The organism is Spiribacter vilamensis (genome assembly GCF_004217415.1).
GTDB classification, from domain to species: Bacteria; Pseudomonadota; Gammaproteobacteria; order Nitrococcales; family Nitrococcaceae; genus Spiribacter; species Spiribacter vilamensis.
In genome coordinates this window covers 1,996,939-2,022,500 of record NZ_SHLI01000001.1, presented here as the reverse complement: position 1 = coordinate 2,022,500, position 25,562 = coordinate 1,996,939, and the positions used below count along the sequence as shown (strand labels likewise).

Genomic DNA, 25,562 nt, shown 5'->3' with positions numbered 1-25,562 from the left:
GGTCCAGACCGTTCGTAGCGGGGACAACCTGGCAACGGTTTTCAAACGCGCCGGCCTGAGTGCCCGCGACGTCTACGACGTAGTCAACGCGGGCGACCCGGCCGGTCAGCTGACCCGCGTGTTTCCGGGGGACGAGGTCTATCTGCAGAAAAGCGCGGACAATCGTCTACTGGGACTGCGCTATGCAATGAGCCCGAGCCGCACCCTGCATCTGCGCCGCGACGCGGACGGCGACTGGAAGCCCTTTGTCAAAACCGTCGAGCTCGAGCGCCGCAACGCGCAGGCCGAGGGCCGGATCGAGAGCTCGCTCTACAATGCCGGCATCGAAGCGGGCCTTAGCGACGCCCTGATCATGGAGCTGGCGGGTATTTTCGGCTGGGACATTGATTTCGCACTGGACCTGCGAAACAACGACTCCTTCGTGGTCATCTACGAAACCCTGCATCGGGACGGCCAGAAGGTACGCAACGGCGACATCCTTGCCGCCGAGTTCGTCAACCGGGGCGAGCGCTTCCGGGCGCTACGCTACGAAACACCGGCGGGCGAGAGCAACTACTACACGCCCGACGGGCGCAGCATGCGCAAGGCCTTCCTGCGCACTCCCACCGACTTCACGCGCGTGAGCTCGGACTTCAACCCTGACCGGGTCCACCCGGTCTACGGCACCAAACGCCCGCACCGGGGAACGGACTACGCCGCCCCCCCCGGCACGCCGATCAAGGCGGCCGGCGATGGAAAGATCATCGAACGGGGACGCAAGGGCGGCTATGGCAACACGGTCGTCCTCAAGCATGGCACGCGATACACGACGCTCTACGGACACATGCGCGGATTCGCCAACGGCCATTCCGTGGGCGACCGTGTTCAACAGGGCGAGATCATCGGCTATGTCGGCAGCACCGGCGTTTCCACCGGCCCACACCTGCACTACGAATTCCGGGTCGATGGCACACATCGGAACCCGCGTACCGTCGATCTGCCCGAGGCGGAGCCGATCGCCGAGCAATACCGCGATGATTTCGAACGCGAGACATCCGACCTGCTTGCCCGTCTCGACGGAATAAGCCCGACCCGCGTTGCCCAGGCCGGCGAATAGGGCCCACCCGATGCGCATGATCGGCCTGATGTCGGGCACCAGTCTGGATGGTGTCGATGCGGCGCTGGTCGACTTCGATGCCCGCGGCCGGCCAACGCTGGCCGGACAGATCCACCACGACTATCCCGCCGAACTCGCGGCGCAGCTGCGCACCATCGACGGCGACAGCCCGCTACGCACCGTACTGATGCTTGATGCCTGGCTCGCCGGATTCTACGCCAGCGCCGTCGAAGCGCTACGTTCAGCGACCGGCACGGCGCGACAGGATATTGATGGCATCGCCCTGCATGGACAGACCCTCTGGCATGCCCCCGGTGCCAGTCCGCCGGTTACCTGCCAGATCGGCGATCCGAGCCGCCTGGCCGAGACCACTGGCATCCCCGTCATCGCCGACTTCCGCCAGCGTGATCTGGCCGCAGGGGGTGAGGGCGCTCCCCTGGCGCCGCTTTTTCATGCCGCGCTTTTCGGGTGCGATCATCGGCGCTGCGTTGTGAATATCGGTGGGGTCGCCAATATCTCGGTACTCGACGCCGGTGGACAGCCACTCAGCGGTTTCGATGCAGGGCCCGGCAACACGCTCATGGATGCATGGGCGCGCCGTCATCTTGATCTGCCGTTCGACCGGGACGGTCGCTGGGCCGCATCGGGCATGGTGGATACGCCGTTCCTCGAGCGCCTGCTCGCCGACCCCTATTTCCGACGCCCGCCACCGAAGAGTATCGATATACGGACCTTTGATCTTGCCTGGCTGGAAAAGCATTCCGGGGCGCCGCAGCGGCCGGCGGACATCCAGGCAACGCTGCTGGCGCTAACCGCCGTAAGCATCGTCGATGCGATCGATGAATGGGGGAAAGCCCCCGAGGACGTGGTCATTACCGGCGGCGGTGCACTGAATACCGAACTGCGTCGGGCCATTGCCGCCCGGCTGACGCCCCGACCCCTACTGACCGGGGAAGACGAGGGGATCCCGGCAACGCTGGTCGAGGCGACCGGATTCGCCTGGCTGGGCCGGGCGACGCTGCGCGGAGACCGGCTCGATCTGAGATCGATTACCGGGGCCCGGCGCCCCGTGATTCTGGGCGGGGTTTACCCGGCCTGATCCCGATCAGACGCCGAACGACGACCCGCAGCCGCAGGTGGTACTGGCGTTGGGATTGCGGATCACGAACTGGGCACCCTCGATCCCCTCGACATAGTCGATTTCCGCCCCCTCGAGGTAGGCACTGCTCATCGGGTCCACGAGCAGTTTGACGCCGGCATTCTCCACCATGGCGTCGCCGGCCTCTTCGCTTTCATCGAACATGAAGCCGTACTGGAAGCCCGAGCAGCCCCCACCCGTAATGTAAACGCGGAGCTTGAGGGCGTCGTTCTGCTCCTCGTCGAGCAGCTGGCGCACCTTGGTGGCCGCATTGTCGGTAAAAACCAGCAGGTCTTCCTGCTCCGCTACTTCACTCATTGCCTTATCTCCGGGTGGTTCTCTGTCATTCGATTCTCCTGCCCGGCCCGAGCAACGTCAATCACCGTCACGGCAACACCGGGATACCCTGCAGCCCCAGCGTCTCGGGCAGGTCGAACATCAGGTTGAGATTCTGCAACGCCTGGCCGGCCGCGCCCTTGACCAGGTTATCCTCCACCGCCAGCACCAGTGCCATGTCTCCGCCCTCGGGCCGATGCACCGCAATGCGAACCATGTTGCTACCGCGCACGCTGCGCGTCTCGGGATGGCTCCCGGGGGGCAGGACATCGACGAACGGTTCGTCGGCGAAACGCTCCGCGTACACCGCCTGCAAATCGACCGATGGATCGAGAAGTCGAGCGTACAAGGTCGCATGAATACCGCGAATCATGGGGATCAGATGCGGCACGAAGGTGAGCCCCACTCCGTGACCTGCCGCCATCTCCAGGCCCTGGCGGATCTCGGGCAGATGGCGGTGCCCGGATGCGCCGTAGGCATGGAAATTCTCGCCGGCCTCGCACAGTAGCGTGTGCTGCCGCGGCTGGCGCCCGGCGCCACTGGCACCGGATTTGGCGTCGGCCACGAGTTGGCCGGTATCCACCAGCCCGGCCTCCAGCAGTGGCAGAAACCCGAGCTGCACGGCGGTGGGATAGCAACCGGGATTGGCCACCAGCCGCGCCTCGCGAATGGCCTCTCGACCCTGCTCCGGCAGCCCGTAGACGGCTTCCGCGGCGAGCGCCGGGCAGCTGTGGGTCATGCCGTACCAGTGTGACCACACCGCCAGGTCGCGGATCCGGAAATCCGCTCCCAGATCGATGACGCGGACACCGCGCTCGATCAGCGCTGGCGCCATCTCCATCGCCGTCCCGTTGGGCGTGGCGAAAAACACCAAATCACACCCGGCCAGCGTCTCGGGATCGGGCTCGGAGAAGGCGAGATCGACATGACCGCGCAGGTTCGGGTAGATCGCGCTCACTGGCTGCCCCGCCTGGGCGCGGGAGGTAATGACCCGCAGTTCGACCTGCGGATGGCCTGCCAGCAGCCGCAGCAACTCGACGCCGGTGTAACCCGTGCCACCCACGATCCCGACCTTTATCGTCATCATCTGCCCCCTGAGCTGATTCCATTCCCCTGTATGATGCCAGAGACGTCATCCGGGCGCCGACGGTGAACCCGACAGTGAGAACAACACCCAGCCAGTCGCAACAGTATCGCCTGTCCATCGGCCGGGCACCGGTCTTAATGGCCGGGCTCGGCGTGGCCGTGGGTGCCCTGACGGCCCTGGTCGTCATCTGTTTCCGGCTGCTCTACGAATCCGGCCAGTCGGCCCTGCTACCGGGCGGCGTCCTCGGCAACTACGAGGCACTGACCGCCTGGCAACGACTACTGCTGCCGATCGCGGGCGCGGGACTGATCGGTGTCTACATGCGGTATGCCGCGCGGGGCGACCCACGCACCGGTATCGGCTTCGTGATCGAACGCACCACCTATTACGAGGCGCTGCTACCGCTACGCAATGCCATTAATCAGCTCGTCGTTGCCACCATCGCCATTGTCAGTGGTCACTCCGTGGGGCGCGAGGGCCCCAGCGTTCACCTGGGTGCCACCGCGGGCAGCCAGGTCGGTCAGTGGCTCGGTCTCCCCCACAACAGTCTTCGCACACTGGTGGCCTGCGGCACGGCGGCCGCCATCGGGGCCTCTTTCGACACGCCCCTCGCGGGCGTGGCCTTTGCGATGGAGGTGGTGGTCATGGAATACACCATCGCCGGTTTTCTGCCCGTCATCATCGCCGGTGTCACCGCTACCGCCCTCGCACGGGTGGTATTCGGCAGCGGTATCGTCTTCTCCATACCGGCACTGAGCATCGAAGGACTGCACGAACTGCCATTGGTCCTGGTCCTCGGCCTGCTGCTGGGCGGCCTCGCGGCGGCCTTTATCCGCCTGTTACGGATAATGGGACAGGTACTTATCCACTGGCCCGTGGTGACACGAACGCTGATCGGCGGGTCGATCGTCGGCACGATCGGCCTGTTCGTCCCCGAGGTGATGGGGATCGGTTATGACACCGTTGCCGCCACACTCGCCGGCGAGCTTGGCGTGCTGCTGCTCGTTGCGATCGTCATCGCCAAGCTGCTGGCAACGGCGGCCATCATCGGCCTTGGTGTACCCGGCGGGATCATCGGCCCGACACTGGTCATGGGGGCCGCGGCGGGCGGTGCCATGGGCCTGGTCGCGGAATCGATGATCGCCGCACCCCTGGGCGGACCGGCGCTTTATGCGCTGCTGGGCATGGGGGCGATGATGGGAGCCACCCTGCGAGCCCCGCTGGCGGCGCTGACAGCCATGCTCGAGCTCACTGCCAACCCCGGGATCATCATGCCGGGCATGCTGACCATCGCCGCCGCGACCCTGAGCGCTCGCGAGATCTTCCGGACCGACTCGGTCTATCACCTGGCGCTGGGGGAGCGCGGCCTCGATCCGCGCCGCAACCCGCTGCTGCAGGCCGCGAGCCGACTGGGCATCCTGCAGCTGGTCGACCCCCACTGCCGGCAACTGGCCGCACCCGGCGATGTCGAAACCATCGAAACGCTGCTCACCGATCCACCGAACTGGATCCTCCATGCGGCGGGGGAAGAGGGTCTGCCGACACGAATCGGCGATCCCGACACGCTGCTCGACAACCATCACGCGGGACGCCCGCCTTCAGACGGATCCATCCCGCTGCTCGCCATTGATGAGAAGGCGAGCCTGCGCGAGGCCGTTGAACAGCTCCGCGAGGCCGGGGAAGCGGCACTCCTGGTGACCCGCCCGATCGGCAACGGCGCGCGCGAATGGCGTGGCGTGGTCACCCGCGCATCGATCTATCGTGCGTACCTGGGCTGAGTCAGCGCGATGGACAGTTGATATAATCCTTTTACGGATAAACCGAGGGTTTCTAGCGTGCGAAAAGAATGGCTGGCCGGTGCCTTGGCACTAGTGATTGTAGCGCTCGTGGGCTACGTCTGGTTCGCGCCACCGGCGCGCGAACCGGCACCGAACGTCAGGCTCGACATGCTCAATGGCGGGCAGGCGGAACTCGGCGAGTACCGGGGCGAACCGGTAATGCTGGTGTTCTGGGCCACCACCTGCCCGACCTGCGTTGCAGAGATGCCCGAGGTCGTGGCATTGCACAATGATCTCGCCGACGATGGCCTGAACATCGTCGGTGTAGCCATGGACTATGATCCGCGGGAACAGGTAGAGGCACTGGTAGAGCGGCGGCAGCTGCCCTACGAAATTGTGCTGGACAATGGTGGCACCATCGCCACGGCGTTCAACGACGTCCGGCTGACGCCGACAACCGTGCTCATCGACCCCGAGGGTGGCGTGGTCTGGCAGCGTATCGGCCCGATCGACTTCGACGGCCTGCGCCGCCAGCTCGAGCCGATGCTCGCGGAGGGGCAGTCGGCATGACGGCACTCTGGATCAAGTCATTCCACATCATCAGCGTGATCACCTGGTTTGCGGCGATCTTCTATCTGCCGCGGCTGTTCGTCTATCACGCGATGACCGGGGACGAGGACGAGACCGGGCGCGAGCGCCTGAAGATCATGGAGCGCAAGCTCTACCGCGGCATCATGAATCCGAGCGCGGTCGTCGCAGTGGGTCTGGGTATCGTGCTGGTGATTATTCAGCCGTTCTGGCTCGAGCAGGGCTGGTTGCACGTCAAGACCCTGCTGGTGGTTGGGCTGGTCGCCTACCACCTGTACTGTGGACGTCTGCTCCGAGCCTTTGCAGAGGACCGCAACACGCACAGCCATCGGTGGTATCGGGTTTTCAACGAGCTGCCGGTGCTGGTATTGATCGCCGTGGTGCTGCTTGTCGAGCTCAAACCCTGGGCATGAGGCTGCAGCCGTGCGAATTCCGTGGTGAACGCGAATTTCCGTGGTAATGTAATGAGTACCGAAAAAGTCCACAATGGTTGGTGATATGACGCCCGTGCTTTTCTCCCCTCAACACGATGACTATGTACGCCAGCTTCTACAGGGCGCAGGGCTTCGTGCGACCCGTCAGCGGATGGGGCTCGCCGGACTGATCTTCGGACAGGGCGAGCGTCACATTACCGCTGAAGACCTCTATGCCGAGGCGATCGACAGCGGCATGCGGCTGTCACAGACGACGGTGTACAACACCCTGCACCAGTTCACCGAGGCCGGCCTGCTGCGGGAGATCCTCGCCGACCCGCGACGGATCTACTTCGACACCAAGGTCGACCCCCATCACCACTTCCTCGACGAGGAAACGGGTGAAATGGAAGATATCCCGCATCATGGCGTGGCTGTCGATGGCCTGCCGACACCGCCCCCCGGCAAGACCATCGAGGGTGTCGACGTCATCGTGCGCGTTCGCCGCCCGAGCTGAGCCGTTAACGTCCTGCCCGGATCAGGCCGCCCAGCCCGTGGCGATCCATCTCGGCATTGACCCGCTGGCGAACCTCGCCGGGCGTCTCGCAGACCAGCACCGAATCGAGGAGCGACCGGGCCGCTGAATAGGGGATAGTTCGTAGCACCCGCTTGACCCGAAGCAGTCGTCCACTGCTCATCGACAGCCCCTCCATGCCCATGGCCAGCAACAGCGGCGCCACCGCCGGCTCGCCGGCCATGCTCCCGCAGATGGTCACCGGCGTACCGAGCCGCTGCCCGGTCGCCGCGACCTCCGCCACTGCCCGCAACACCGCCGGATGCAGCTCGTCATAGATCGAGGCGACGCGGCTGTTGTTGCGGTCCACGGCCAGCAGATACTGGGCCAGGTCATTACTGCCGATGGACAGGAAATCCAGCCGGCGCGCCAGGCTCTCCGCCTGGTAGACCGCCGCCGGCACCTCGACCATCGCGCCCAACGCCGGCATGGCGGTGTCGATCCCTTCGTCGGCCAGCTCGTCGCGGGCGCGACGGACCAGGGCCGCGGCCTGGTCGGCCTCCTCCACCCGCGTGATCATCGGAAACATGATCCGCAGATTCTCCAGCCCGGCGGAGGCCCGCAGCATGGCACGTAGCTGGGTGAGGAATATCTCCGGGTGATCCAGCGTCATGCGCACACCGCGCCAGCCAAGGAATGGATTCTCGTCGTGGGTGGGGAAGTACGGCAGCGGCTTGTCACCACCGACGTCCAGGGTCCGCAGCGTCACCGGAAGGGGCGCGAAGGCCTCGAGGACCTGGCGATAGTCATCGGCCTGCTCGCTCTCGCCGGGAAAGCGCGTACTCACCATGAACGGAAACTCGGTGCGGTGCAGCCCGACGCCGGCACAGCCGATCTCCAGGGCGCGCTCGATCTCGGCGGCCAGCCCCGTGTTGACGTAGAGGTTGATGCAGTGGCCGTCGGGGGTCTGTGCCGGTTCGCCGGCGATCTCCGCCAGCTCGGCGGTCAATTCCTCCTCCTCGCGGACTAGACGCTGATACTCGTCGCGCAGCCCCGGCGCCGGATCCACCTCCACCCGACCCCGATAGCCATCGACGATCAAGGCCCGGCCATGGAGGCCGTGGACCGGCAGTTCGCGCACCCCCATCACCGCCGGCACACCCAGCGCGCGGGCGAGGATGGCGATGTGCGAGTTCGCCGAACCACCGGCACTCACCACGCCGGCCAGCCGCTCGGTCGGGATCTCCACCAGCTGCGAGGCACTCACCTCCTCACCCACCAGGATCGTCTGCTCGGGGAGCGGCTGGTCCGCTTCCTCGAGCGCCAGCAACCGAGTCAGCAATCGGCGGCCGACATCGCGCAGGTCGCTGGCCCGCTCGCGCAAATAGGCATCGTCCATGGCCTCGAACCGGCGGGCGTGTTCGGCGATGGTGAGTCGCACCGCGAACGGCGCCCAGTGACCATCGCGAATGTGCGCGTGGACGCGCTGGCGAAGGCTGTCACCGTCGAGCATCTGCAGGTAGACATCGAAGAGCTGTTGCTCGGCGGCCGGCACCTGCCCTTCCATCCGTGCGGCGAGGGCGCGGAGATCGTCACGGGCCGCCTCCAGCGCCGATGCAAAGGCGGCCTCCTCGGCGGCGATATCGCGGACCCGGCGGTCGGAGATGCTCTCGAGACTGGCGGCACCGGTCATCACGTACCCCTCGCCGATCGCGAGACCACTGGAGCCGCCAATGCCGTCGAGTCCCAGCGGCCCGTTCTCCGCCGCCCCGGCGCCGTCGGTCAGCTCGCCGCGGACGCGGGCATGCGCCATGACGCCGGCGAGCTGCGCGGCCATGGTGACCAGGAACGCGACCTCGGCATCGGTAAAGCGGTCCCGCGCCTGGCGCTGCACCACCAGCACGCCCAGGCGCGACTGGTAGTGAATGATCGGCACGCCGAGAAACGAATGAAAGCGCTCCTCGCCCGTTTCCGGGAAGTAGCGAAAGCGCGGGTGGCGATCGGCGTCATTGAGGTTGATGGACTCCTCGCGCTGCGCAACCAGCCCCACCAGCCCCTCGTCGAGCGGCAGCCGCACCCGCCCCACCGCATCGGCGTTGAGCCCCCGCGTTGCCATCAGCTGCAGGTGTGCACCATCGCCTTCGAGCAGATAGACCGAGCAGACATCGCCATCGGTGGCCTCGGCCACCCGATCGACGATGATCTCCAGCGCCTCGCGGAAGTCGCTCGCGGCATTGACCGACTGGACAATGCGGTGGAGCGTCTCCAGCACGGCGGCTAGCGCCCCTGGCCGGGTTGGGGAATGGCGGGCGACCGGCCCGGACCCGACAGGACCGGCCGCTGCGGCGGTCCTTCGGGGAACAGCACCGGGGCGAGCTCGTCCAGCGCCTGCGCGTAGACATCGCGCTTGAACGACACGATCTCCTCGAGCGGATACCAGTACGGCACCCAACTCCAGGTATCGAATTCCGGCTCGGCCGTCGCGTCGAGCCGCACCCGGGTATCCGCCGTGCGCAGTCGGAGCAGAAACCAGACCTGCTTTTGACCGATGCAGGTGGGGCGTTGCCGACGGCGGATCAGATGCCGCGGCAGTCGGTAGTGCAGCCAGCCCCGCGTGGACCCGAGTACGGCCACATCTGATGGCCCCAGCCCTACTTCCTCGTTGAGTTCCCGGTAGAGCGCCGCCTCCGGGCTCTCGTTACGCTGGATCCCGCCCTGGGGGAACTGCCAGGCGTTCTGACCGACACGGCGCGCCCAGAGCAGCTCGCCGGCGTCGTTGGCCAGGATCATCCCGACATTTGGACGAAACCCTTTTGAATCAATCACTTACTTCACCAAATAAAGAATCCTGTTGCGGGTTATTCTTCCACAGAGGAGAATCAGCCGGCAATGCGGAAGCGGGAATGAAGCGTGCAGCTGGCGATTTTCGACCTCGACAACACCCTGCTGGCCGGCGACAGCGACTACCTCTGGGGGCAGCATCTGATGGAACAGGGTGCCGTGCCGCGGGCCCGGTTCGAGGAGGATAACCAGCGCTTCATGCGCGATTACGAGGCCGGGCGACTCGACATTGACGCCTTCCTGCGCTTCGCCCTCAAGCCACTCGCCGAGACGCCCGAGCCGATGTTGCTCGAATGGCGGCGGGCGTTCATCGACCGCCATATCCGGCCACGCATCCTCCCCGCCGCCCGCGCCCTGGTCGAAGATCATCGCCGACGTGGCCATGCACTGATGATCATTACCGCCACCAACCGTTTTGTCACGTCACCCATCGCCGAGCTGTTCGATATCCCGATGCTGCTCGCTACCGAGCCGGAGCGCGATGCATCGGGGTTCACCGGCCGCGCCCAGGGTGTCCCCACCTTCCGCGAGGGCAAGATCACCGCCCTGCAGGCCTGGCTGGACGCGCAGGAGACCATCTTCGAGACCGTCCATTTCTATAGCGACTCGCAAAACGACCTGCCACTGCTCGAGCACGTGGACCGGCCCGTCGCCATTGATCCCGATCCGACGCTGGCCGCGGCGGCCCGGGAGCGTGGATGGCCGACACTGACACTCCGCAAGGGCGACACGCCCGAGCCACTCCAGTAAAGAAGGAAACCCCAGGATGCAGCGCCACGCCATATCCATACGCCGCCGGATCGTCACCGGCCTCCTGTTGGCCGGTCTCGCCGGTGCCGCCCATGCCGAGATCGTCATCGAAGACGTCTGGGCCCGTGCCACGCCGCCCGGCTTCGACAAGGGCGCCGTCTATTTCGAGCTCACCAACGATAGCCCGCGCAGCAATGCACTCGTGGGCGTCAGTACTGAACGGGCCCCCCGCGCCGAACTTCACCGGACCATCGAAGAGGGCGGCAACAGTCGCATGGTGCATACGCCGCGGGTGGCAATCCCGGCAGAGTCCGAGGTTATTTTCGAGCCGGGTGGCCGCCACGTCATGTTGATGGGCATCGAGACGGCGCTCACCGAGGGCGAGCGCTTCACGATCCGACTCGAAACGGAGGATGGCGGCGAGCTTGCGGTCGAGGTGCAGGTCCTCGCCCCCACCGCGATGGGTGTCGACTAGATCACCCGCGAGTACCGCCGTTCGGCGCGGCTTGCTGCCAGGTAGGCGTCGAACGGCATCGCCACGTTGCGCAGGAAAAACCGGCCTTTTTCCGTGACCTGCAGCGAGGCGCGACCCATGGTCAGCAGGCCATCGGCCACCAGCGGCTCGAGCTCGGCCAGCGCATCGCGGAAGTAATCGACAAAATCGATCGTGTGACGCGCCTCGATGGCCGCGTAGTCGACCTGTCCCCGGCACATCACCGCCTGGATGACGTCGCGCCGCAGGCGGTCGTCCGCGGTCAGCTCCACACCGCGCCAGACCGGCAGCTCGCCGGCACGGACCGCGGCGGCGTGGCCCTCGGGGTCGCGCACATTCTGGCTGAATGAATCCCCGATCTGGCCGATGGACGAGGCACCGAGTCCGATCAGGTCGAGATCGGGCCGCGTGGCATAGCCCTGGAAATTGCGGTGTAGCGTCCCGTTGTCGGCGGCCTCGGCGAGCTCGTCGCCCGGCAGGGCGAAATGATCCATGCCGATGTACCGATATCCTTCGCGCGAGAGCCGCTCCATGGCCTCCACCAGCAGCGTCAGCTTCGTCTCCGCCTCGGGCAGACTGGCATCAGGAATCTGGCGCTGGATGCGGAACATCTGCGGCATATGCGCATAGTTGTAGAGCGCAATCCGATCCGGCCGCATCGTCATCACTGCGTCCAGGGTCCGGGACAGCCGTTCGGGGGTCTGCAGCGGCAGCCCATACATCAGGTCGAGATTGATCGACCGAAACCCCTGGCGCCGCGCCTCCTCGACGATATCCGCGGTAGCCTCCACGCCCTGCATACGGTTGATCGCCTTTTGCACATCGGCGTCGAAGTCCTGCACGCCCAGGCTCAGGCGATTAAAGCCCAGTGCGGCGAGATGGCGGATGCGCTCGCGATCGACGGTGCGCGGGTCGACCTCGATGGAGAACTCGCGCTCGGCCGGTGGCGCCATCGGAAAGCGTCGCGCGATGGCGTCAATGAGCGACGCGAGATCCTCGTCGGTGAGATAGGTCGGCGTGCCGCCACCGAGGTGCAGCTGCTCTACCGGCCGGTCATCGGCAAATAGCGCCGCCTGCAGATCGAGCTCGTCGATGAGGCGGGCGAGGTAGTCCGTTGCCCGGCGGTAATTCGCCGTGATCACCTTGTTGCACGCGCAGTAGAAACACACCGTGCGGCAGAAAGGCACATGGACATAGAGCGACAGCGGACGCGGAATCGGATCGTCGTTACTCCAGGCCACCCGTTCGCGATAACGCTCCGCATCAAAGGTTTCGGTAAACTGCGCGGCGGTGGGATAGGACGTATAACGCGGGCCCGTCACGTCATACCGACGCAGCAGTGTCCGGTCGAGTAGAAGACGGTCGGCCATCGGCGTGGCGCTCCAGCTGCGATGATTCATGGCATCATAAGCGCTTCGGCGATGGGGCGAATTGATCCAGGTCAGCCCGATGCAGGGTGAGCGGAGGGTTGCATTGAAGCAGGAGGACAACCGGGAACGGCCGGCGGCCAGCAGCCTGCGGGCACGGCTGGTGCGGCGCGCCTGGCTGGCACTGGCGCTGTTTTTTATCGGCCTGGGCAGTATCGGTGTGGTCCTGCCGTTGCTACCGACGACGCCGTTCCTTCTGCTTGCCACCATGTGCGCGTCGCGCAGCTCGCCGGCCCTGCATGCCTGGCTCTACAGCCATCCCCGGTTCGGGCCCCTTCTCCGCGACTGGCGTGACCACCGGGCGATCCGCCCACGCGCCAAGATCACCGCACTGGTGCTGATCGCACTGAGCTGGGGATGGATGTGGATCAGTGTCGAACCGCTCTATGCCCGGCTCTCGGCGACTGCGGTGCTGGCCTGCGTGGTTACCTTCCTGGCAACCCGCCCGCACGGCCCTAGGCCGTAGTCAGCGCCGCCACAAAGAAAAGCCCGACCACGCAGGCGAAGGCACCAGTCCAGAGCAGGCTGCGCAGCGTCGGTCGGTCGCCGATGTAGGCCGCGCCGTAACCGAGCCGCAGCAGCACGAAGGCGACCGCCAGGGCGTCGATCCATCCCTGGGCGCCACCCACCTGGTGGGCGATGAGTACCGCCGCGGCAAACGGCGGGAAGGCCTCGAACGTATTGAGCTGCGCCCAGTGTGCGCGCTGCCGCCAGCCGGTGAGCCCGGCCAGCCATTCCCGCGGCCGGGCGTTGTCGAACCGCCCCTGCGACTTCGCCAGACCGGCGAACACGAACGGCATGAAGATAACCGCCAGAACGGACCAGTAGGCGATGGTCATGACTCCTCCCCGTGCAGTTGCAGCTCCACCGCGCGATGACCGATATCGGGGCGCATGAATCGCCCCGGCCAGCGCACCCCGTCCGCGAGGTCGTAGGCCGCCTTCTGGGCAGCAGTGATGTCCGTCCCCAGGGCGCAGGCACAGAGTACCCGGCCGCCGGCGGTCACCGGCCGCCCCTCGGAGTCGGTGGCCGTACCGGCATGGAAGAGCTTGCGCTCATCGGTGTCGGCGCCGATCAGCCCCTCGATCACGTGACCGCGCTCGTAACCGCCCGGATAGCCCGCCGCGGCCAGTACCACGCCGAGGCAGGGCCGCGGATCCCAGGCCACCGTCTGCTCATCGAGCCGTCCCGTCAGGGCCGCTTCGAACAGCGTGACTGGATCGCTCGCGAGGCGCATGAAGATCGGCTGCGTCTCCGGGTCGCCCAGGCGGACGTTGAACTCGAGCACTCGAGGCTCGCCCTCGGCATCGATCATCAGCCCGGCGTAGAGAAACCCCTTAAAGCCACGGCCCTCGGCCACCAGTCCCTGCACCGTGGGCCGAATCACCGACTCGAGGATGCGCTCGTGGACGGCGTCCGTGACCACCGGCGCCGGCGAATAGGCGCCCATGCCGCCGGTATTGGGACCCACGTCACCGGCATCCCGGGCCTTGTGATCCTGTGAGCTGGCGAGCGGCAGCACGGTCTCGCCGTCCACCAAGGCAATAAAGCTCGCCTCCTCGCCGGTCAGGAAATCCTCGACCACGATGCGCTCGCCGGCCGCACCAAACGCACCGTCGAGCATGTCCGCCGCGGCGGCCAGCGCGTCCTCGACGCTATGGGCAATGGTCACCCCCTTCCCCGCTGCAAGGCCATCGGCCTTGATAACCAGCGGTGCGCCGCGCTCGCGGATATACGCCTGCGCCGGCGCCAGCGCATCGAAGGTCCGGGAGTCGGCACCGGGGATGTCGTGACGGGCAAAGAATGCCTTGGCAAAGGCCTTCGAGGCCTCCAGTTCCGCCGCCGCCCGATGCGGCCCCAGGCAGACCAGGCCGGCGGCCTCGAAGGCGTCGACAATACCCGCGGCAAGCGGTGCCTCGGGGCCGATGACGGTCATATCCACCGCCAGGGCCCGGGCGCGCTCGATCAGCCCGGGGATATCCCCGACATCGGTATCGACATTGCTGACCCCATCCTCGAGCGCGGTACCGGCATTGCCCGGTGCGACATAGACATGCTCGCTGCGCGGCGAGCGTGCCAGCCGCCACGCCATGGCATGCTCACGGCCGCCGTTTCCCACCACCAGGATCTTCATCTCGCTCCCCCCGTCGCTCGCTCAGTGCCGGAAATGACGCATGCCGGTGAACAGCATCGCGATGCCGTGCTCGTCCGCCGCGGCGATCACCTCGTCGTCGCGCCGCGAGCCGCCGGGCTGGATGATTGCCCGCACCCCGGCGGCCGCGGCCTGATCGATGCCGTCGCGGAACGGGAAGAACGCGTCCGAGGCAAGCACCGAGCCGGTCAGATCGAGGCCGGCGGCCTCCGCCTTGCTGACGCCGATCCGGGCGCTGTCGACGCGGCTCATCTGGCCGGCACCGACACCCAGTGTCCGGCCATCGCGACCATAGACAATGGCGTTGGACTTGACGAACTTCGCCACCCGCCAGACGAAGTCCAGCTCCGCGCGCAGGGCATCGCTCACCGGCTCGCGCGTCACGCAGCGCACCCCCTGGTCACCGATCAGCGGGCTGTCCTGATCCTGCACCAGCAGTCCGCCGCCCAGTGGTTGCAGCCGCCACCCGGCAGGGCTGACCGGCCCGTCGGCGATGGTCAGCACCCGCACATTGGCCTTGGCCGCGGTCACCGCGAGGGCGTCGTCGCTGACCGACGGCGCCAGTATCACCTCGACGAACTGCCGCTCGACGATCGCCCGAGCGGTATCGGCGTCGAGCGGCCGGTTAAAGGCGATAATCCCGCCGAACGCGGACGTGGGGTCGGTGGCGAAGGCCGCGTCGTAGGCCGCTGACAGATCGTTGGCGACGGCGACGCCACAGGGATTGGCATGCTTGACGATGACACAGGCCGGGGCATCGAAGGCACCGGCACAGGCCCAGGCGGCGTCGGCATCGGCCAGATTGTTGTAGGAAAGCGCCTTGCCCTGGCACTGGTAATAGTGGGCGAAGCTGCCCGGCGCCGCCTGCGGGTCGCGATAGAACGCCGCCGCCTGGTGCGGGTTCTCGCCATAGCGAAGCTCCGCGGCCTTTTCCCAGTGACGGTTGAGCTGACCCGGGAACGTCGAAACCTCACCGTCGGCGTTGCGAGCCGAGAGATAGTCGCTGATCGCCGCATCGTAGCGCGCGACATGGTTGAACGCCGCCACCGCCAGGTCGAAACGCTGGCGCTCGTCCAGACCGCCATGGGCCACGACGGCATCGATCACCGCCGGGTACTGATCGGGCGCGGTCACCACGCCGACACCGTCAAGGTTCTTCGCCGCCGCCCGCAGCATCGCCGGCCCGCCGATATCGATATTCTCGATGGCGTCGGCGAGGGTGCAGTCCGGCCGGGCCACTGCCTGTTCGAAGGGGTAGAGATTGACCACGAGCAGATCGATGGGCGGGATGGCCTGCTCGGCCATGACCGCGTCGTCCTGCCCTCGACGACCCAGCAACCCGCCGTGAATACGCGGGTGCAGGGTTTTGACCCGCCCCGCCATGATCTCGGGGAAACCGGTGTGCTCGCTCACCTCGACCACCGCTATACCCGCCTCGGCGAGCAGTCGGGCGGTGCCGCCGGTGGAGAGGATCTCGACCCCCCGGTCAGCGAGGGCGCGGGCGAGCGTCTCGATCCCGGTCTTGTCGGAGACACTGATCAGTGCCCGTCGCAGTGGCGGGATTGTGGAAGCAGCCGTCATGAATGGACTCCGTCGCTTTCAGTCTTCGAGACCGTACTGGCGCAGTTTCTTGCGCAGTGTCCCGCGGTTGATCCCCAGGGCGTCGGCGGCCCGGGTCTGATTGCCGCCACACTCGCGCATGACGACCTCCAGCAGCGGCGCCTCGGCCTGCTCGATCACCATGCGGTGGAGATCATGGCTGGTCTGCCCGTCGAGGTGCTGGAAGTAGGCGGTCACCGTGTCGTACACACAGGCGCGGATAGGGCCGACGCTGGCGCTCTCCGGCGCAGTCTCGTCTTCCATGGGGTGGATCCTTCGCGGAAAAGCGGAAAGCATAAACGCAACACCCGGCCCGTTAAAGCGGCGCGCGTCGAGCATCGAGCCGGACCCACTCGTCAAGGGCGACCGGCGGCGCAAATCGGCACGCGGGTTCGTAGGCCGCCTGCACCGACTCGGCCTGGCTCGCGAGAAGACCGGCCAGGGTCAGCCGGCCACCAGCGGCGAGCGCGCTGGTGAGCCTCGGCGCCAGCCCCTGCAGGATCCCCGCGAGGATATTCGCCAGTACGCGATCGGCGACTGGCAACACCGCGTCCGGGCCCGCCACTTCGAGCCGATCGGCGACACCGTTGCGCTCGGCGTTGTCGCGGCTCGCGACAAGCGCCTGCGGGTCGTTGTCCACCGCCAGTACCCGGGCCGCCCCCAGGCGCAGCGCGGCGATCGCCAGCAGACCCGAGCCGCAGCCGTAGTCGATCACCGTCTCGCCCACCGGTGGCTCTGCCGCCAGCGCCGCGAGGCAGAGTGCGGTACTGGGATGGGTGCCGGTGCCGAAGGCGAGCCCGGGATCGAGGCGGATATTCACCGCGTCGGGATCGGGCGGATCCATGCCCCACGGCACGACCCAGAGCGAGCCGCCGAAGCACTGCGGCCGGAAATGCTCCAGCCAGGCCCGCTCCCAGGGTTGATCGGCGATCTCGGTGGTTTGCCAGTCCGGCGGCTCGCCGTCGAGCGCCTCGGTCACGGCGGCCCGAATCGCGTCGTGGTCCCAGTCCGCCGGGAACAGCGCCTCGACGCGCATCCGGTCCCAGAGCCGGGTCTCGCCGGGCGGCGGCTCGAGGACCGCGCCACTGCCGGGCGCCTCGGCCCAGGTAATCGCCTCGGCCCCGGCCGCCTCGAGCACCGCCTCCAGGGTGTCCACCCGGGACGCCGCGACCTCGAATGCAACCTGGTGAGCAGGCATGGTCAGCGGTTTTCGCCGGGCTGCCAGAGCACATCGCCCCCGGCGTCGCGGTTGGCATCGCGGGCCAGGACAAAGAGGTAATCCGAGAGTCGGTTGAGATAACGCAGTACGTTCTCGTTGATAGGCGTTGTGACCGCCAGTGCCGCGGTATCGCGTTCGGCCCGCCGGGCCACGGTGCGGGCGTGGTGGAGGTGCGTCGCCGCCGGCGTGCCCGCCGGCAGCACGAACGAGCGCAGCGTCTCGAGATGGGCATTGACGCGGTCGATTTCCGCCTCCAGCCACTCAGTCTGGCCTTCGACCACGCGCAGCGGCTCGAACGGCGGGTCTTCCTGCTCGGGCGTGCACAGATCGGCACCGACATCGAACAGATCGTTCTGGATGCGCGTCAGCGCCGACTCCAGGTCTCCACCCGCGTGCAGGCGGCAGATCCCCAGCAGGGCATTGAGCTCGTCGACCGTGCCGTAGGCGGTCACCCGCGGATCGGTCTTCGCGACCCGGCTGCCGTCGCCCAGCCCGGTCTGTCCGGTATCGCCGGTGCGCGTGTAGATGCGCGTGAGCTTGACCATGTCGATCAGCCGCCGAAGCGCTTGATCGAGTCGTTGATCTCGGCCACGGCGGCGTCATAACCCTTCCAGCCGTTCACCTTGACCCACTTGCCCGGCTCGAGATCCTTGTAGCGCTCGAAGAAGTGACCGATCTGCTCGAGCAGCAGCGGCGGCAGGTCATCCGGGCCGTTGACCCGGTCGTAGATCGGGGTGAGCTTGCTGATCGGCACGCACAGCAGCTTGGCATCCTCACCGCCCTCGTCGGCCATCTCCAGCACCCCCACGGGGCGGCAGCGGATGACCGAACCGATCGCGAGCGGGAACGGCGTGACCACGAGCGCGTCGAGCGGATCGCCATCACCGCAGAGCGTGTCGGGGATATAGCCGTAGTTGGCCGGATAGCGCATCGACGTACCCATGAAGCGGTCGACCATGATGGCGCCGGAGTCCTTGTCCACCTCGTACTTGACGGGATCGGCGTTGGCCGGGATCTCGATGATGATATTGATGTCGTCCGGCAGCTTCTTGCCGGCGTCGATGCCCTCGTAGGCCATGAAAACCTCCTGATGTCGATGTGCTGAATGCCGTGGAGTATACGCCGCGGTCGGGTTCGGGTCAGTCCCCGAACGGCGGACACCGGCGCGCCACGCGCTCGCCGCGCAGGCGGGCGTACTCGGGCAGGCCGTCGCGATAGGGCGGGTAGTCCTCGCCGGCGATGAGCGGGCGCAGGTAGCGCAATGCGGCCTCGGTGACGAACAGCCCATCGGCGTCGATGTACTCGGGGGGCATCTTCGCCTCGCGATTGGCCACCGTCTCCAGCGGCACCTGACCCACGTGCCAGCGATAAGGGCTGTCGGCGTCGCGCACGACGGTCGGCATGACCGCGTTATGCCCGGCGAGCGCCAGCTCCACCGCGGCCCGCCCCAGCGCATGGGCCTGCTCCACGTCGGTCGCGGAGGCGATGTGGCGCGCGGCCCGCTGCAGATAGTCGGCGATGGCATAGTGATACTTGTAGCCCAGGTGATCGCGCACCATCGACGCCACCGCCGGCGCGACACCGCCGAGCTGGGCATGGCCGAAGGCATCGCGCGTGCCCTGGTCGGCGACGAATTCGCCATTAGCGGTTCGCAGCCCTTCGGAGACCACCACCACGCAGTAGCCGATCCGCTCCACACAGGCCTGCACCCGGGCCAGGAAGCGCTGTTCGTCGAGCGGCACCTCGGGCAGCAGGATGACATGCGGCGGGGCGTCGTCCCGGTCCCGCGCCAGGGCCGAGGCGGCGGCGATCCAGCCGGCGTGCCGCCCCATGGTCTCGAGGATGAACACCCGGGTCGATGTCTCCGCCATGGAGGCGACGTCGAGCCCGGCCTCGCGCGTCGACACCGCGATGTACTTGGCCACCGAGCCGAAGCCGGGACAGGTATCGGTCACCGGCAGGTCGTTATCCACGGTCTTGGGAACACCGATGCAGGTGATCGGGTAGCCCATGGCTTCGCCCAGCTGCGAGACCTTGTGCGCGGTGTCCTGGGAATCACCGCCGCCGTTATAGAAGAAATAACCGATGTTGTGGGCCCGGAACACCTCGATCAGGCGCTCGTACTCGGCGCGGTTTTCCTCCAGCCCCTTCATCTTGTAGCGCGCGGAGCCGAAGGCCCCCGCCGGCGTGTAGCGCAGTGCGGCGATGGTCTCCGCCGACTCGCGAGCGGTGTCGATGAGCTCCTCGTGGAGCGCACCGAGAATGCCGTTGGCCCCGGCATAGACGGTCCCGATCGCCTCGGGATGCTCGCGTGCGGCCTCGATGACCCCGGCGGCACTGGCGTTGATGACCGCGGTGACGCCGCCGGACTGGGCGTAAAAGGCGTTTCTGGCATGCATGTGAACTCCCCCTCTGTCCTGATCAGATCCGCGAGTCTACCAACTCGTCGGCGCGGCGGCCCGCTCGCGACGCCGCCCGCGCGAGCAGGTACCATCGGCGGCACCTCCAGGTAACCGCAGGCAGTCGACACAATGTCCGCAAATCGCGTCATCCAGCCGGTTCTGGGGCTCGTCACGCTTCGTGCCGGCCCGCAGGATCTGCCCTTTTCCACCGGTCTCATGGGCGCCGCGATCGCCCTGACCGCGGCGATCAACGTCCCCGTCATCCAGCGCTTTACGCCCGACACCAATCCGCTCCTGCAGATCGGGCTGCTCGCCGGCTACAACCTGGTCTTTCTGGCGATTGCCCTGTGGCTGCGGGGATACGCGCCGCGGTTCGTCCAGAGCGCCACCGCGCTGTTCGCCACCGATGCCTTCATATCGGTGGTGGGTCTGCCGATCCTGCTACTGATCGGCAGACCCGACGAGGCCACGGCCATCGGTGCGCTGGCGTTTCTGGCGCTGCTCGTCTGGAATATCGCCGTCGTCAATCACATCCTCAAGGCTGCCCTGGCGATGACCGGTCCGCTCAGCATCGGCATCACCCTCGCCTATGTCTTCGGCGGCAGTGCCTTCGTACGCATGGCGTCCGGCGCATGAGGCATGTTCACGTCCTCGGCATTGGCGGGACATTCATGGCCGGGCTGGCGCTGCTCGCCCGCGAGGCGGGCTACCGGGTCAGTGGACAGGACGGCCCGCTCTATCCGCCCATGAGCGATGTCCTCGCGGCCGCCGGCGTCGAGGTCCACGAGGGCTATGAGCGACTGGTCCATGCCGACCGCGTCGACCAGGTCGTCATCGGCAACGCCCTGTCGCGGGGCAACCCGGCCGTGGAGGCGGTGCTCGATCGCGGACTCGACTACCACTCCGGACCGGACTGGCTGGCGCGGCACATCCTCCACGAGCGCTGGGTCATCGCCGTCGCCGGCACCCATGGCAAGACCACCACCGCGAGCCTCGTGGCCTGGCTCCTCGAGTCGGCCGGCCTCGAGCCCGGGTTTCTGATCGGTGGCGTGCCCGAGAACTTCGACACCCCGGCGCGTTTGGGACAGGCACCCTTTTTCGTGATCGAGGCGGATGAGTACGACACCGCGTTTTTCGACAAGCGCTCGAAGTTCGTGCACTTCCGGCCCCGGACCCTGGTGCTGAACAATCTCGAGTTCGATCATGCCGACATCTTTCCCGATCTGGCGGCCATCGAGCGCCAGTTCCAGCACCTGGTGCGCACCGTCCCCGGCAATGGCGGGATCGTCGTCAACACCGACGACCCGGCCCTCGCCCGGGTCCTCGACGCCGGCTGCTGGAGCGAGCGGATCGGCTTCGGGACCGCGGCCGACGCCGCTCATCGACTGACGCCCGATGGCAACGACTGGCAGCTCGGTGACTGGCAGTGGACTCCGCCGCTGCCCGGCCGTCACAACGCCATGAACACCGCAGCGGCCCTGCTCGCCGCCCGGCATGCCGGCATCACCATGGACGCAGGCCTGGACGCGCTGTCCCGGTTCAAGGGGGTCCGTCGCCGTCTGCAATGGCGCGGTGAGGCAGGGGGTGTGCAGGTGCTCGACGACTTTGCCCATCACCCCACCGCGATCGCCGCCACCCTCGAGGCACTGGCCGCCGAAGGCGGCGATGGCCAACTGATCGCGGTGGTCGAGCCGCGCTCCAATACCATGCGCCAGGGCGTCCATCGTGACCGGCTGGGCCAGGCGCTGGCCACGGCCGACCAGTCGTTCGTGCTCGCGCCGCCGGATCTCGGCTGGGATGTCGCCGACGCCCTCGCACCGCTCGGTGCACGGGGCCGGACCGCCGCCGACATCGAGACCCTGATCGGGCAGGTCGCGAGCGCCGCCCGCCGCGGCGATACCGTGGTGATCATGAGCAACGGCGCCTTCGGGGGCATCCACGACCGGCTACTGGCGCGCCTCGCCGATCCCCAGTGATTCGATCGCCGCCGGCTCCGGGCGGTGGCGGCGCAGCCTCGGCAAAAGGACACCGGGGCGGATTACTTCACGCTCGAGGTGGATCAACGAACGCGTTTCACCCGCCGGCGTTTCCGCCCGCCAGATCCGCAACACCCACCGCTGACGCGGATCGACATCCCAGCGAATGAACACGCGGTCGGGCAGCCGGCCCTCATGCCAGCGCGGCAGCACCGGCAGCCTGGCGGCATCCGGCCGCGGGCTGATCCAGCGCAGCAGCGTGTTCCAGCGCCACGGCGGCGGCGCGTTCCACGCCCCGTCGTCGGCGACGACGCCGTGCCCGTCGGCGGTGGCCGCCGCGACGAACGGCGCTCCCGGACCCGCCAGGCCAAGCCGTTCGCTGCTCGGTGCCGGCAAATCCGCGCGCGAGGGGTAATGCGCGCGGGTATCCGGCCAGTCGAGCACGGTGACAGCGGCCGTGACCGCCAGCAGCACCCCGGCGGAGAGGCTCACCGCCGCCGGAAAGCGCACCGGCTGCCGAGCACCGCCATCGACAAGCGCCGGCAGCGCACCGAAAACGATACCCAGCCCCAGGCCGGCGACGATATCGAGCGGCCAGTGCACCCCGAGCAGCAGGCGGGATATCGATACCGCTCCCACCAGCACACCGCCCAGCGCCAGGGTCACGCGCCGGGCAATCAGGGCCCGCCAGGGCAGCAGTGTTATCCACGCCGTTACCAGTGCCGCGATCGCCGCGCTGTGGACGCTGGGGAAGGCCGACCCCCAGTCGCCGGTCGTCGCCAGTCCCGACGGACGGGGCAGTCCGATCAGCCCCTTCAGCGCCAGCCCGGTGATCACCGCGAGCGAGACGCTCAGCAGGGCGTAACGTGCGCGCCGCTCCTCACCGCGGTGCCGGAGGACGGCGAACAGGGTGAGCACCGCGGCGGTGACCGGCAACAGCCCGCCCGCCTGTGTCAGCGTCCACCCGATCGTCTGTAGCGCCTCGGTACGCTGGGCATTGAACAGGGCGACCAGTCCGCGCTCCCAGCCCGACGGTGCAGATACAATCACCGCGCGGCTGAGCGTTGTCAGGCCCGCCACGAGCGCCAGCCACCAGAGCCACCCCTGCCGGTGACGGAGCGCACGAACGGCGGCATGAAGCGGCAACAACCAACGCTGCCACTGCCCCGGCGGCGGGTGCCGACCAATGGCCCGCGCCAGTCGGTTACCGGCGAGGCGCAGCGGCCGATCGACGCGCGGGATAAGCCAGCGCAGCAGCAGAAAGCCACCGAAGCCGAGCACCAGCCAGGCGACCAGCCGGCCCATGACCTCCATGGCGAGGACGACCGAGGCGCCGAACACGATACCGGGCAGCAGATAGGCGGGCGCCCAGCCCAGGGCCGAGCTCACGTTGGCGAAGAAGAAGCGCCCCGGCGGCATGCCCAGCATGCCGACCACGGCGGGAATCACCGGGCGCACGGGGCCGATGAAACGCCCCAGAACCACGCTCTTGCCGCCATGCTGCCGAAACAGCCGTTCGGCGCGGTCCAGCGCCTGCGGGTAGCGGCGGATCAGCGGCAGGGTGCGCAGCCGGTCGCGATAGTGGCGCCCCAGCCAGTAGCTGAGGCTGTCGCCGATAATCGCGCCGGCCATCGCCCAGAGCAGCATGGGCAGGATCGGGATGTTGCTGCCACCCACGGCGGCGCCGGCCAGGAACATCAGGATGGCGCCGGGGACGATCAGCCCTACCAGCGCCAGCGACTCGGTTAGCGCAATCAGGCCAATGATCAGCCCGGTCCAGCCCGGGTTGACCGAGAGCCACTCGAAGAGCGGCTCAAGCGCTGATTCGAGCCCGCTCACAGATCGGCGAACACCCGCTCTGCCGCATCCAGCGTGTGCTGGAGAGCGGTTTCATCATGGGCGGTCGACACGAACCCCGCCTCGAACGCCGAGGGCGCCAGGTAGACGCCGGCCTCGAGCATGCCGTGGAAGAATCGCACGAAGCGATCACCATCACAGGCCGCGACATCCTCGAAACCGACCACCGAATCGCTGTCGGTGAAAAACAGCCCGAACATGGTGCCGGCCTGGTGCGTGAGCAGCGGCACCCCCGCACTCGCCGCCCGTTCGCGCAGTCCGGCGAGCAGCCGTTCAGTCCAGGCCACGGCATCGGCGTGGACCCCGGGCTTCGAGAGCGCCGTGAGGGTGGCCAGGCCACTGGCCATCGCCAGCGGATTACCCGACAGGGTCCCGGCCTGGTAGACCGGCCCGGTGGGCGCGAGCCAGTCCATGACGTCGGCGCGCCCGCCAAGGGCGGCCGTCGGCAGGCCACCACCGATGACCTTGCCCAGGCAGGTGAGGTCCGGATAAATGCCGTACCACGCCTGCGCCCCGCCGAGGGCCGCCCGGAAGCCGCTCATCACCTCGTCGAAAACCAGCAGGGCACCGCTCTCGTCACAGACCTCGCGCAGGCCCTGCAGGAACGAGGGCAGCGCCGGCACGCAGTTCATGTTGCCGGAGACCGGCTCCACCAGCACCGCCGCAATGCTGTCGCCGTACTCGGCGAAGATCTGGCGGACGGCATCGATGTCGTTGTAGGGGGCGGTCAGCGTGGTCTCGGTCACCGCCGCCGGCACGCCCGGGGAACCGGGGATCCCCAGGGTCAGCACGCCGGAGCCGGCCTCGACCAGCAGGGCATCGACATGGCCGTGGTAGTTGCCGCGGAATTTCAGCACCCGATCGCGACCGGTATAGCCACGCGCCAGGCGCACCGCGCTCATGCACGCCTCGGTGCCGGAGTTGACCATGCGCAGGCGCTCGATACCGGGCATGATCTCCCGGACCTTCATGGCAAGCTCGGTCTCCAGCTCGGTGGGCGCGCCAAAGCTCGTGCCCCGGGCCGCGGTATCGGCGATGGCCCGCACGACATCCGGGTGGGCATGGCCGATGGCGAGCGGCCCGTAGGAGAGCACGTAATCCACGTACTGCTTGCCATCGACATCCTCGATCCAGGCGCCTTCGCCGCGCTGCATGAAAACCGGCGTACCGCCCACGGCCCGGAACGCGCGTACCGCGGAGTTGACGCCGCCGACAAGGTACTCGCTGGCCTGTTCGAAAAGCGGTTCGGATCGACTCGTCATGACTGTTCTCCAAAACCCCGGGCAATCAGATCGGCGGTCGCCGCCTCGATGTCCGCCGCCCCGGAAACGGCGTTCACCACCGCGACCGCGTCCGCCCCGGCCGCCGTCACTTCGGCGATGTTGTCGGCATTGATGCCACCGATGGCCACCAACGGCCGATCGGTCAACGCCCGCGCCGCGGCGAAGATCGACAGCGGAACCACCGCCGCCTCGGGCTTGGTCGGCGAGGGATACATACTGCCGAAGGCCAGGTAGTCGGCACCGGCGTCGATCGCCGCACGGGCGCGGTCCAGATCGCCGTAGCAGGACACGCCCACCCACCGATCCGGACCCAGCGCCGCACGGACCGCCGCCACGTCGCCGTCGTCCCGACCCATGTGGACGCCGTCGGCATCCACGGCGCGCGCCAGTTCGACATCGTCGTTGACGATGAAACAGGCATCCACCTCCCGGCACTGCGCCGCAACGCCCGCCGCCTCGCGCTGCCGGCGCGCGGCGTCATCGGATTTGTCACGGTACTGTATAACCCGTGCCCCGCCGCGCAGCGTCGCCGCCACCGCGGTCTCCAGCGGCACCGGCCGGGGCTGGCGTGCGTCGGTGATGACATAGAGCCCGGCGATAGAGTGGGTCATGC

27 protein-coding genes (1 of these 27 running past the window's edge) are annotated in these 25,562 nt (G+C 67.5%); 11 read left to right on the top strand and 16 right to left on the bottom strand.

Translation table 11 applies throughout. The features are described from left to right. Both EV698_RS10015 and EV698_RS10010 read left to right on the top strand, forming a co-directional pair. A protein-coding gene (locus EV698_RS10015) for an OapA family protein (RefSeq protein WP_239016266.1) crosses the window boundary here: on the top strand, positions 1–1,096 show its 3' portion. Its footprint begins 290 nt before the window's first position; only the last 1,096 of its 1,386 coding nucleotides appear in the window; its start codon lies beyond the left edge, outside the window; its stop codon occupies positions 1,094–1,096. A 10-nt stretch (positions 1,097–1,106) separates the two neighbouring features. Next, positions 1,107–2,195, top strand: coding sequence for an anhydro-N-acetylmuramic acid kinase (locus EV698_RS10010; protein ID WP_130503918.1), 1,089 nt, complete (start codon positions 1,107–1,109; stop codon positions 2,193–2,195). 6 nt (positions 2,196–2,201) lie between these two features. On the opposite strand, the gene erpA is transcribed toward EV698_RS10010, so the two are convergent. Together erpA and argC are read right to left on the bottom strand one after the other, a co-directional pair. After that, the gene (gene erpA / locus EV698_RS10005; protein ID WP_130503917.1) at positions 2,202–2,552 is read right to left on the bottom strand and encodes an iron-sulfur cluster insertion protein ErpA; all 351 of its coding nucleotides are present in this window, start codon (positions 2,550–2,552) and stop codon (positions 2,202–2,204) included. Positions 2,553–2,619: 67 nt separating this feature from the next. After that, complete coding sequence (gene argC, locus EV698_RS10000) at positions 2,620–3,654, bottom strand: N-acetyl-gamma-glutamyl-phosphate reductase (RefSeq protein WP_130503916.1); 1,035 nt, start codon at positions 3,652–3,654, stop codon at positions 2,620–2,622. Positions 3,655–3,731: 77 nt separating this feature from the next. Between argC and EV698_RS09995 the strand changes: the two genes are divergently transcribed. From EV698_RS09995 to irrA, 4 genes are all read left to right on the top strand, one after another. Next, entirely contained in the window at positions 3,732–5,435 is a 1,704-nt protein-coding gene (locus EV698_RS09995) for a chloride channel protein (protein WP_130503915.1), read from the top strand. Between the two features lie 57 nt (positions 5,436–5,492). Further along, positions 5,493–6,005, top strand: a complete 513-nt coding sequence (locus EV698_RS09990) for a TlpA family protein disulfide reductase (RefSeq protein ID WP_130503914.1) — start codon at positions 5,493–5,495, stop codon at positions 6,003–6,005. Beyond that, positions 6,002–6,436 carry a protoporphyrinogen oxidase HemJ gene (gene hemJ / locus EV698_RS09985; RefSeq protein ID WP_130503913.1) on the top strand — a complete coding sequence of 145 codons (435 nt, stop codon included), beginning with the start codon at positions 6,002–6,004 and terminating at the stop codon, positions 6,434–6,436. The genes EV698_RS09990 and hemJ overlap by 4 nt, the downstream gene beginning before the upstream one ends. Positions 6,437–6,521: 85 nt before the next feature. After that, on the top strand, positions 6,522–6,953 hold the full coding sequence (gene irrA, locus EV698_RS09980; protein WP_207220526.1) for an iron response transcriptional regulator IrrA: 432 nt from the start codon (positions 6,522–6,524) through the stop codon (positions 6,951–6,953). A gap of 4 nt (positions 6,954–6,957) precedes the next feature. On the opposite strand, the gene ptsP is transcribed toward irrA, so the two are convergent. Next, a complete protein-coding gene (gene ptsP / locus EV698_RS09975; RefSeq protein WP_130503911.1) occupies positions 6,958–9,222 on the bottom strand; it encodes a phosphoenolpyruvate--protein phosphotransferase in 2,265 nt (754 codons plus the stop codon). A gap of 5 nt (positions 9,223–9,227) precedes the next feature. Further along, positions 9,228–9,776, bottom strand: a complete 549-nt coding sequence (locus EV698_RS09970) for an RNA pyrophosphohydrolase (protein WP_130503910.1) — start codon at positions 9,774–9,776, stop codon at positions 9,228–9,230. Positions 9,777–9,860: 84 nt separating this feature from the next. Between EV698_RS09970 and EV698_RS09965 the strand changes: the two genes are divergently transcribed. Together EV698_RS09965 and EV698_RS09960 are read left to right on the top strand one after the other, a co-directional pair. Then, entirely contained in the window at positions 9,861–10,541 is a 681-nt protein-coding gene (locus EV698_RS09965; RefSeq protein WP_130503909.1) for a histidinol-phosphatase, read from the top strand. Between the two features lie 16 nt (positions 10,542–10,557). Further along, on the top strand, positions 10,558–11,016 hold the full coding sequence (locus EV698_RS09960) for a copper chaperone PCu(A)C (protein ID WP_130503908.1): 459 nt from the start codon (positions 10,558–10,560) through the stop codon (positions 11,014–11,016). Here the strand turns inward: EV698_RS09960 and hemN are convergent. Beyond that, positions 11,013–12,404 carry an oxygen-independent coproporphyrinogen III oxidase gene (gene hemN, locus EV698_RS09955; protein WP_130504096.1) on the bottom strand — a complete coding sequence of 464 codons (1,392 nt, stop codon included), beginning with the start codon at positions 12,402–12,404 and terminating at the stop codon, positions 11,013–11,015. The two genes, EV698_RS09960 and hemN, sit on opposite strands and share 4 nt — an antisense overlap. Positions 12,405–12,507: 103 nt before the next feature. On the opposite strand from hemN, the gene EV698_RS09950 reads away from it, so the two are divergent. Next, positions 12,508–12,927 (top strand): YbaN family protein, encoded by a 420-nt coding sequence (locus tag EV698_RS09950; protein WP_207220525.1) that lies wholly within the window; start codon positions 12,508–12,510, stop codon positions 12,925–12,927. Here the strand turns inward: EV698_RS09950 and EV698_RS09945 are convergent. From EV698_RS09945 to EV698_RS09910, 8 genes are all read right to left on the bottom strand, one after another. Further along, positions 12,917–13,300 carry an MAPEG family protein gene (locus tag EV698_RS09945; protein ID WP_130503907.1) on the bottom strand — a complete coding sequence of 128 codons (384 nt, stop codon included), beginning with the start codon at positions 13,298–13,300 and terminating at the stop codon, positions 12,917–12,919. The two genes, EV698_RS09950 and EV698_RS09945, sit on opposite strands and share 11 nt — an antisense overlap. Then, entirely contained in the window at positions 13,297–14,595 is a 1,299-nt protein-coding gene (purD, locus tag EV698_RS09940; protein ID WP_130503906.1) for a phosphoribosylamine--glycine ligase, read from the bottom strand. Before purD ends, EV698_RS09945 begins: the two co-directional genes overlap by 4 nt. Before the next feature lie 21 nt (positions 14,596–14,616). Then, positions 14,617–16,194, bottom strand: a complete 1,578-nt coding sequence (purH, locus tag EV698_RS09935; protein ID WP_130503905.1) for a bifunctional phosphoribosylaminoimidazolecarboxamide formyltransferase/IMP cyclohydrolase — start codon at positions 16,192–16,194, stop codon at positions 14,617–14,619. 18 nt (positions 16,195–16,212) lie between these two features. After that, the gene (locus EV698_RS09930) at positions 16,213–16,476 is read right to left on the bottom strand and encodes a helix-turn-helix domain-containing protein (protein WP_207220524.1); all 264 of its coding nucleotides are present in this window, start codon (positions 16,474–16,476) and stop codon (positions 16,213–16,215) included. 52 nt (positions 16,477–16,528) lie between these two features. After that, positions 16,529–17,410 carry a 50S ribosomal protein L11 methyltransferase gene (prmA, locus tag EV698_RS09925; RefSeq protein ID WP_130503903.1) on the bottom strand — a complete coding sequence of 294 codons (882 nt, stop codon included), beginning with the start codon at positions 17,408–17,410 and terminating at the stop codon, positions 16,529–16,531. 2 nt (positions 17,411–17,412) lie between these two features. Next, entirely contained in the window at positions 17,413–17,976 is a 564-nt protein-coding gene (locus EV698_RS09920) for a cob(I)yrinic acid a,c-diamide adenosyltransferase (RefSeq protein ID WP_130503902.1), read from the bottom strand. 5 nt (positions 17,977–17,981) lie between these two features. Beyond that, positions 17,982–18,509, bottom strand: coding sequence for an inorganic diphosphatase (gene ppa, locus EV698_RS09915; protein WP_130503901.1), 528 nt, complete (start codon positions 18,507–18,509; stop codon positions 17,982–17,984). A 61-nt stretch (positions 18,510–18,570) separates the two neighbouring features. After that, entirely contained in the window at positions 18,571–19,830 is a 1,260-nt protein-coding gene (locus EV698_RS09910) for a 6-phosphofructokinase (RefSeq protein ID WP_130503900.1), read from the bottom strand. 132 nt (positions 19,831–19,962) lie between these two features. Here EV698_RS09910 and EV698_RS09905 point away from each other — a divergent pair, with 132 nt between their 5' ends. Next, positions 19,963–20,469: a hypothetical protein gene (locus tag EV698_RS09905; RefSeq protein ID WP_130503899.1), complete on the top strand. Its 507-nt coding sequence runs from the start codon at positions 19,963–19,965 to the stop codon at positions 20,467–20,469. Next, the gene (mpl, locus tag EV698_RS09900; RefSeq protein ID WP_130503898.1) at positions 20,466–21,809 is read left to right on the top strand and encodes a UDP-N-acetylmuramate:L-alanyl-gamma-D-glutamyl-meso-diaminopimelate ligase; all 1,344 of its coding nucleotides are present in this window, start codon (positions 20,466–20,468) and stop codon (positions 21,807–21,809) included. Before EV698_RS09905 ends, mpl begins: the two co-directional genes overlap by 4 nt. Here mpl and EV698_RS09895 read toward each other — a convergent pair. Genes EV698_RS09895 through thiE form a run of 3 tightly spaced genes read right to left on the bottom strand, consistent with a single transcriptional unit; the run spans position 21,780 to position 25,560 of the window. Then, positions 21,780–23,648, bottom strand: coding sequence for a VTT domain-containing protein (locus tag EV698_RS09895; RefSeq protein ID WP_130503897.1), 1,869 nt, complete (start codon positions 23,646–23,648; stop codon positions 21,780–21,782). The genes mpl and EV698_RS09895 overlap by 30 nt on opposite strands. Beyond that, entirely contained in the window at positions 23,645–24,928 is a 1,284-nt protein-coding gene (hemL, locus tag EV698_RS09890) for a glutamate-1-semialdehyde 2,1-aminomutase (RefSeq protein WP_130503896.1), read from the bottom strand. The genes EV698_RS09895 and hemL overlap by 4 nt, the downstream gene beginning before the upstream one ends. Then, positions 24,925–25,560: a thiamine phosphate synthase gene (gene thiE, locus EV698_RS09885; RefSeq protein WP_130503895.1), complete on the bottom strand. Its 636-nt coding sequence runs from the start codon at positions 25,558–25,560 to the stop codon at positions 24,925–24,927. The genes hemL and thiE overlap by 4 nt, the downstream gene beginning before the upstream one ends. Positions 25,561–25,562 lie beyond the last annotated feature (2 nt).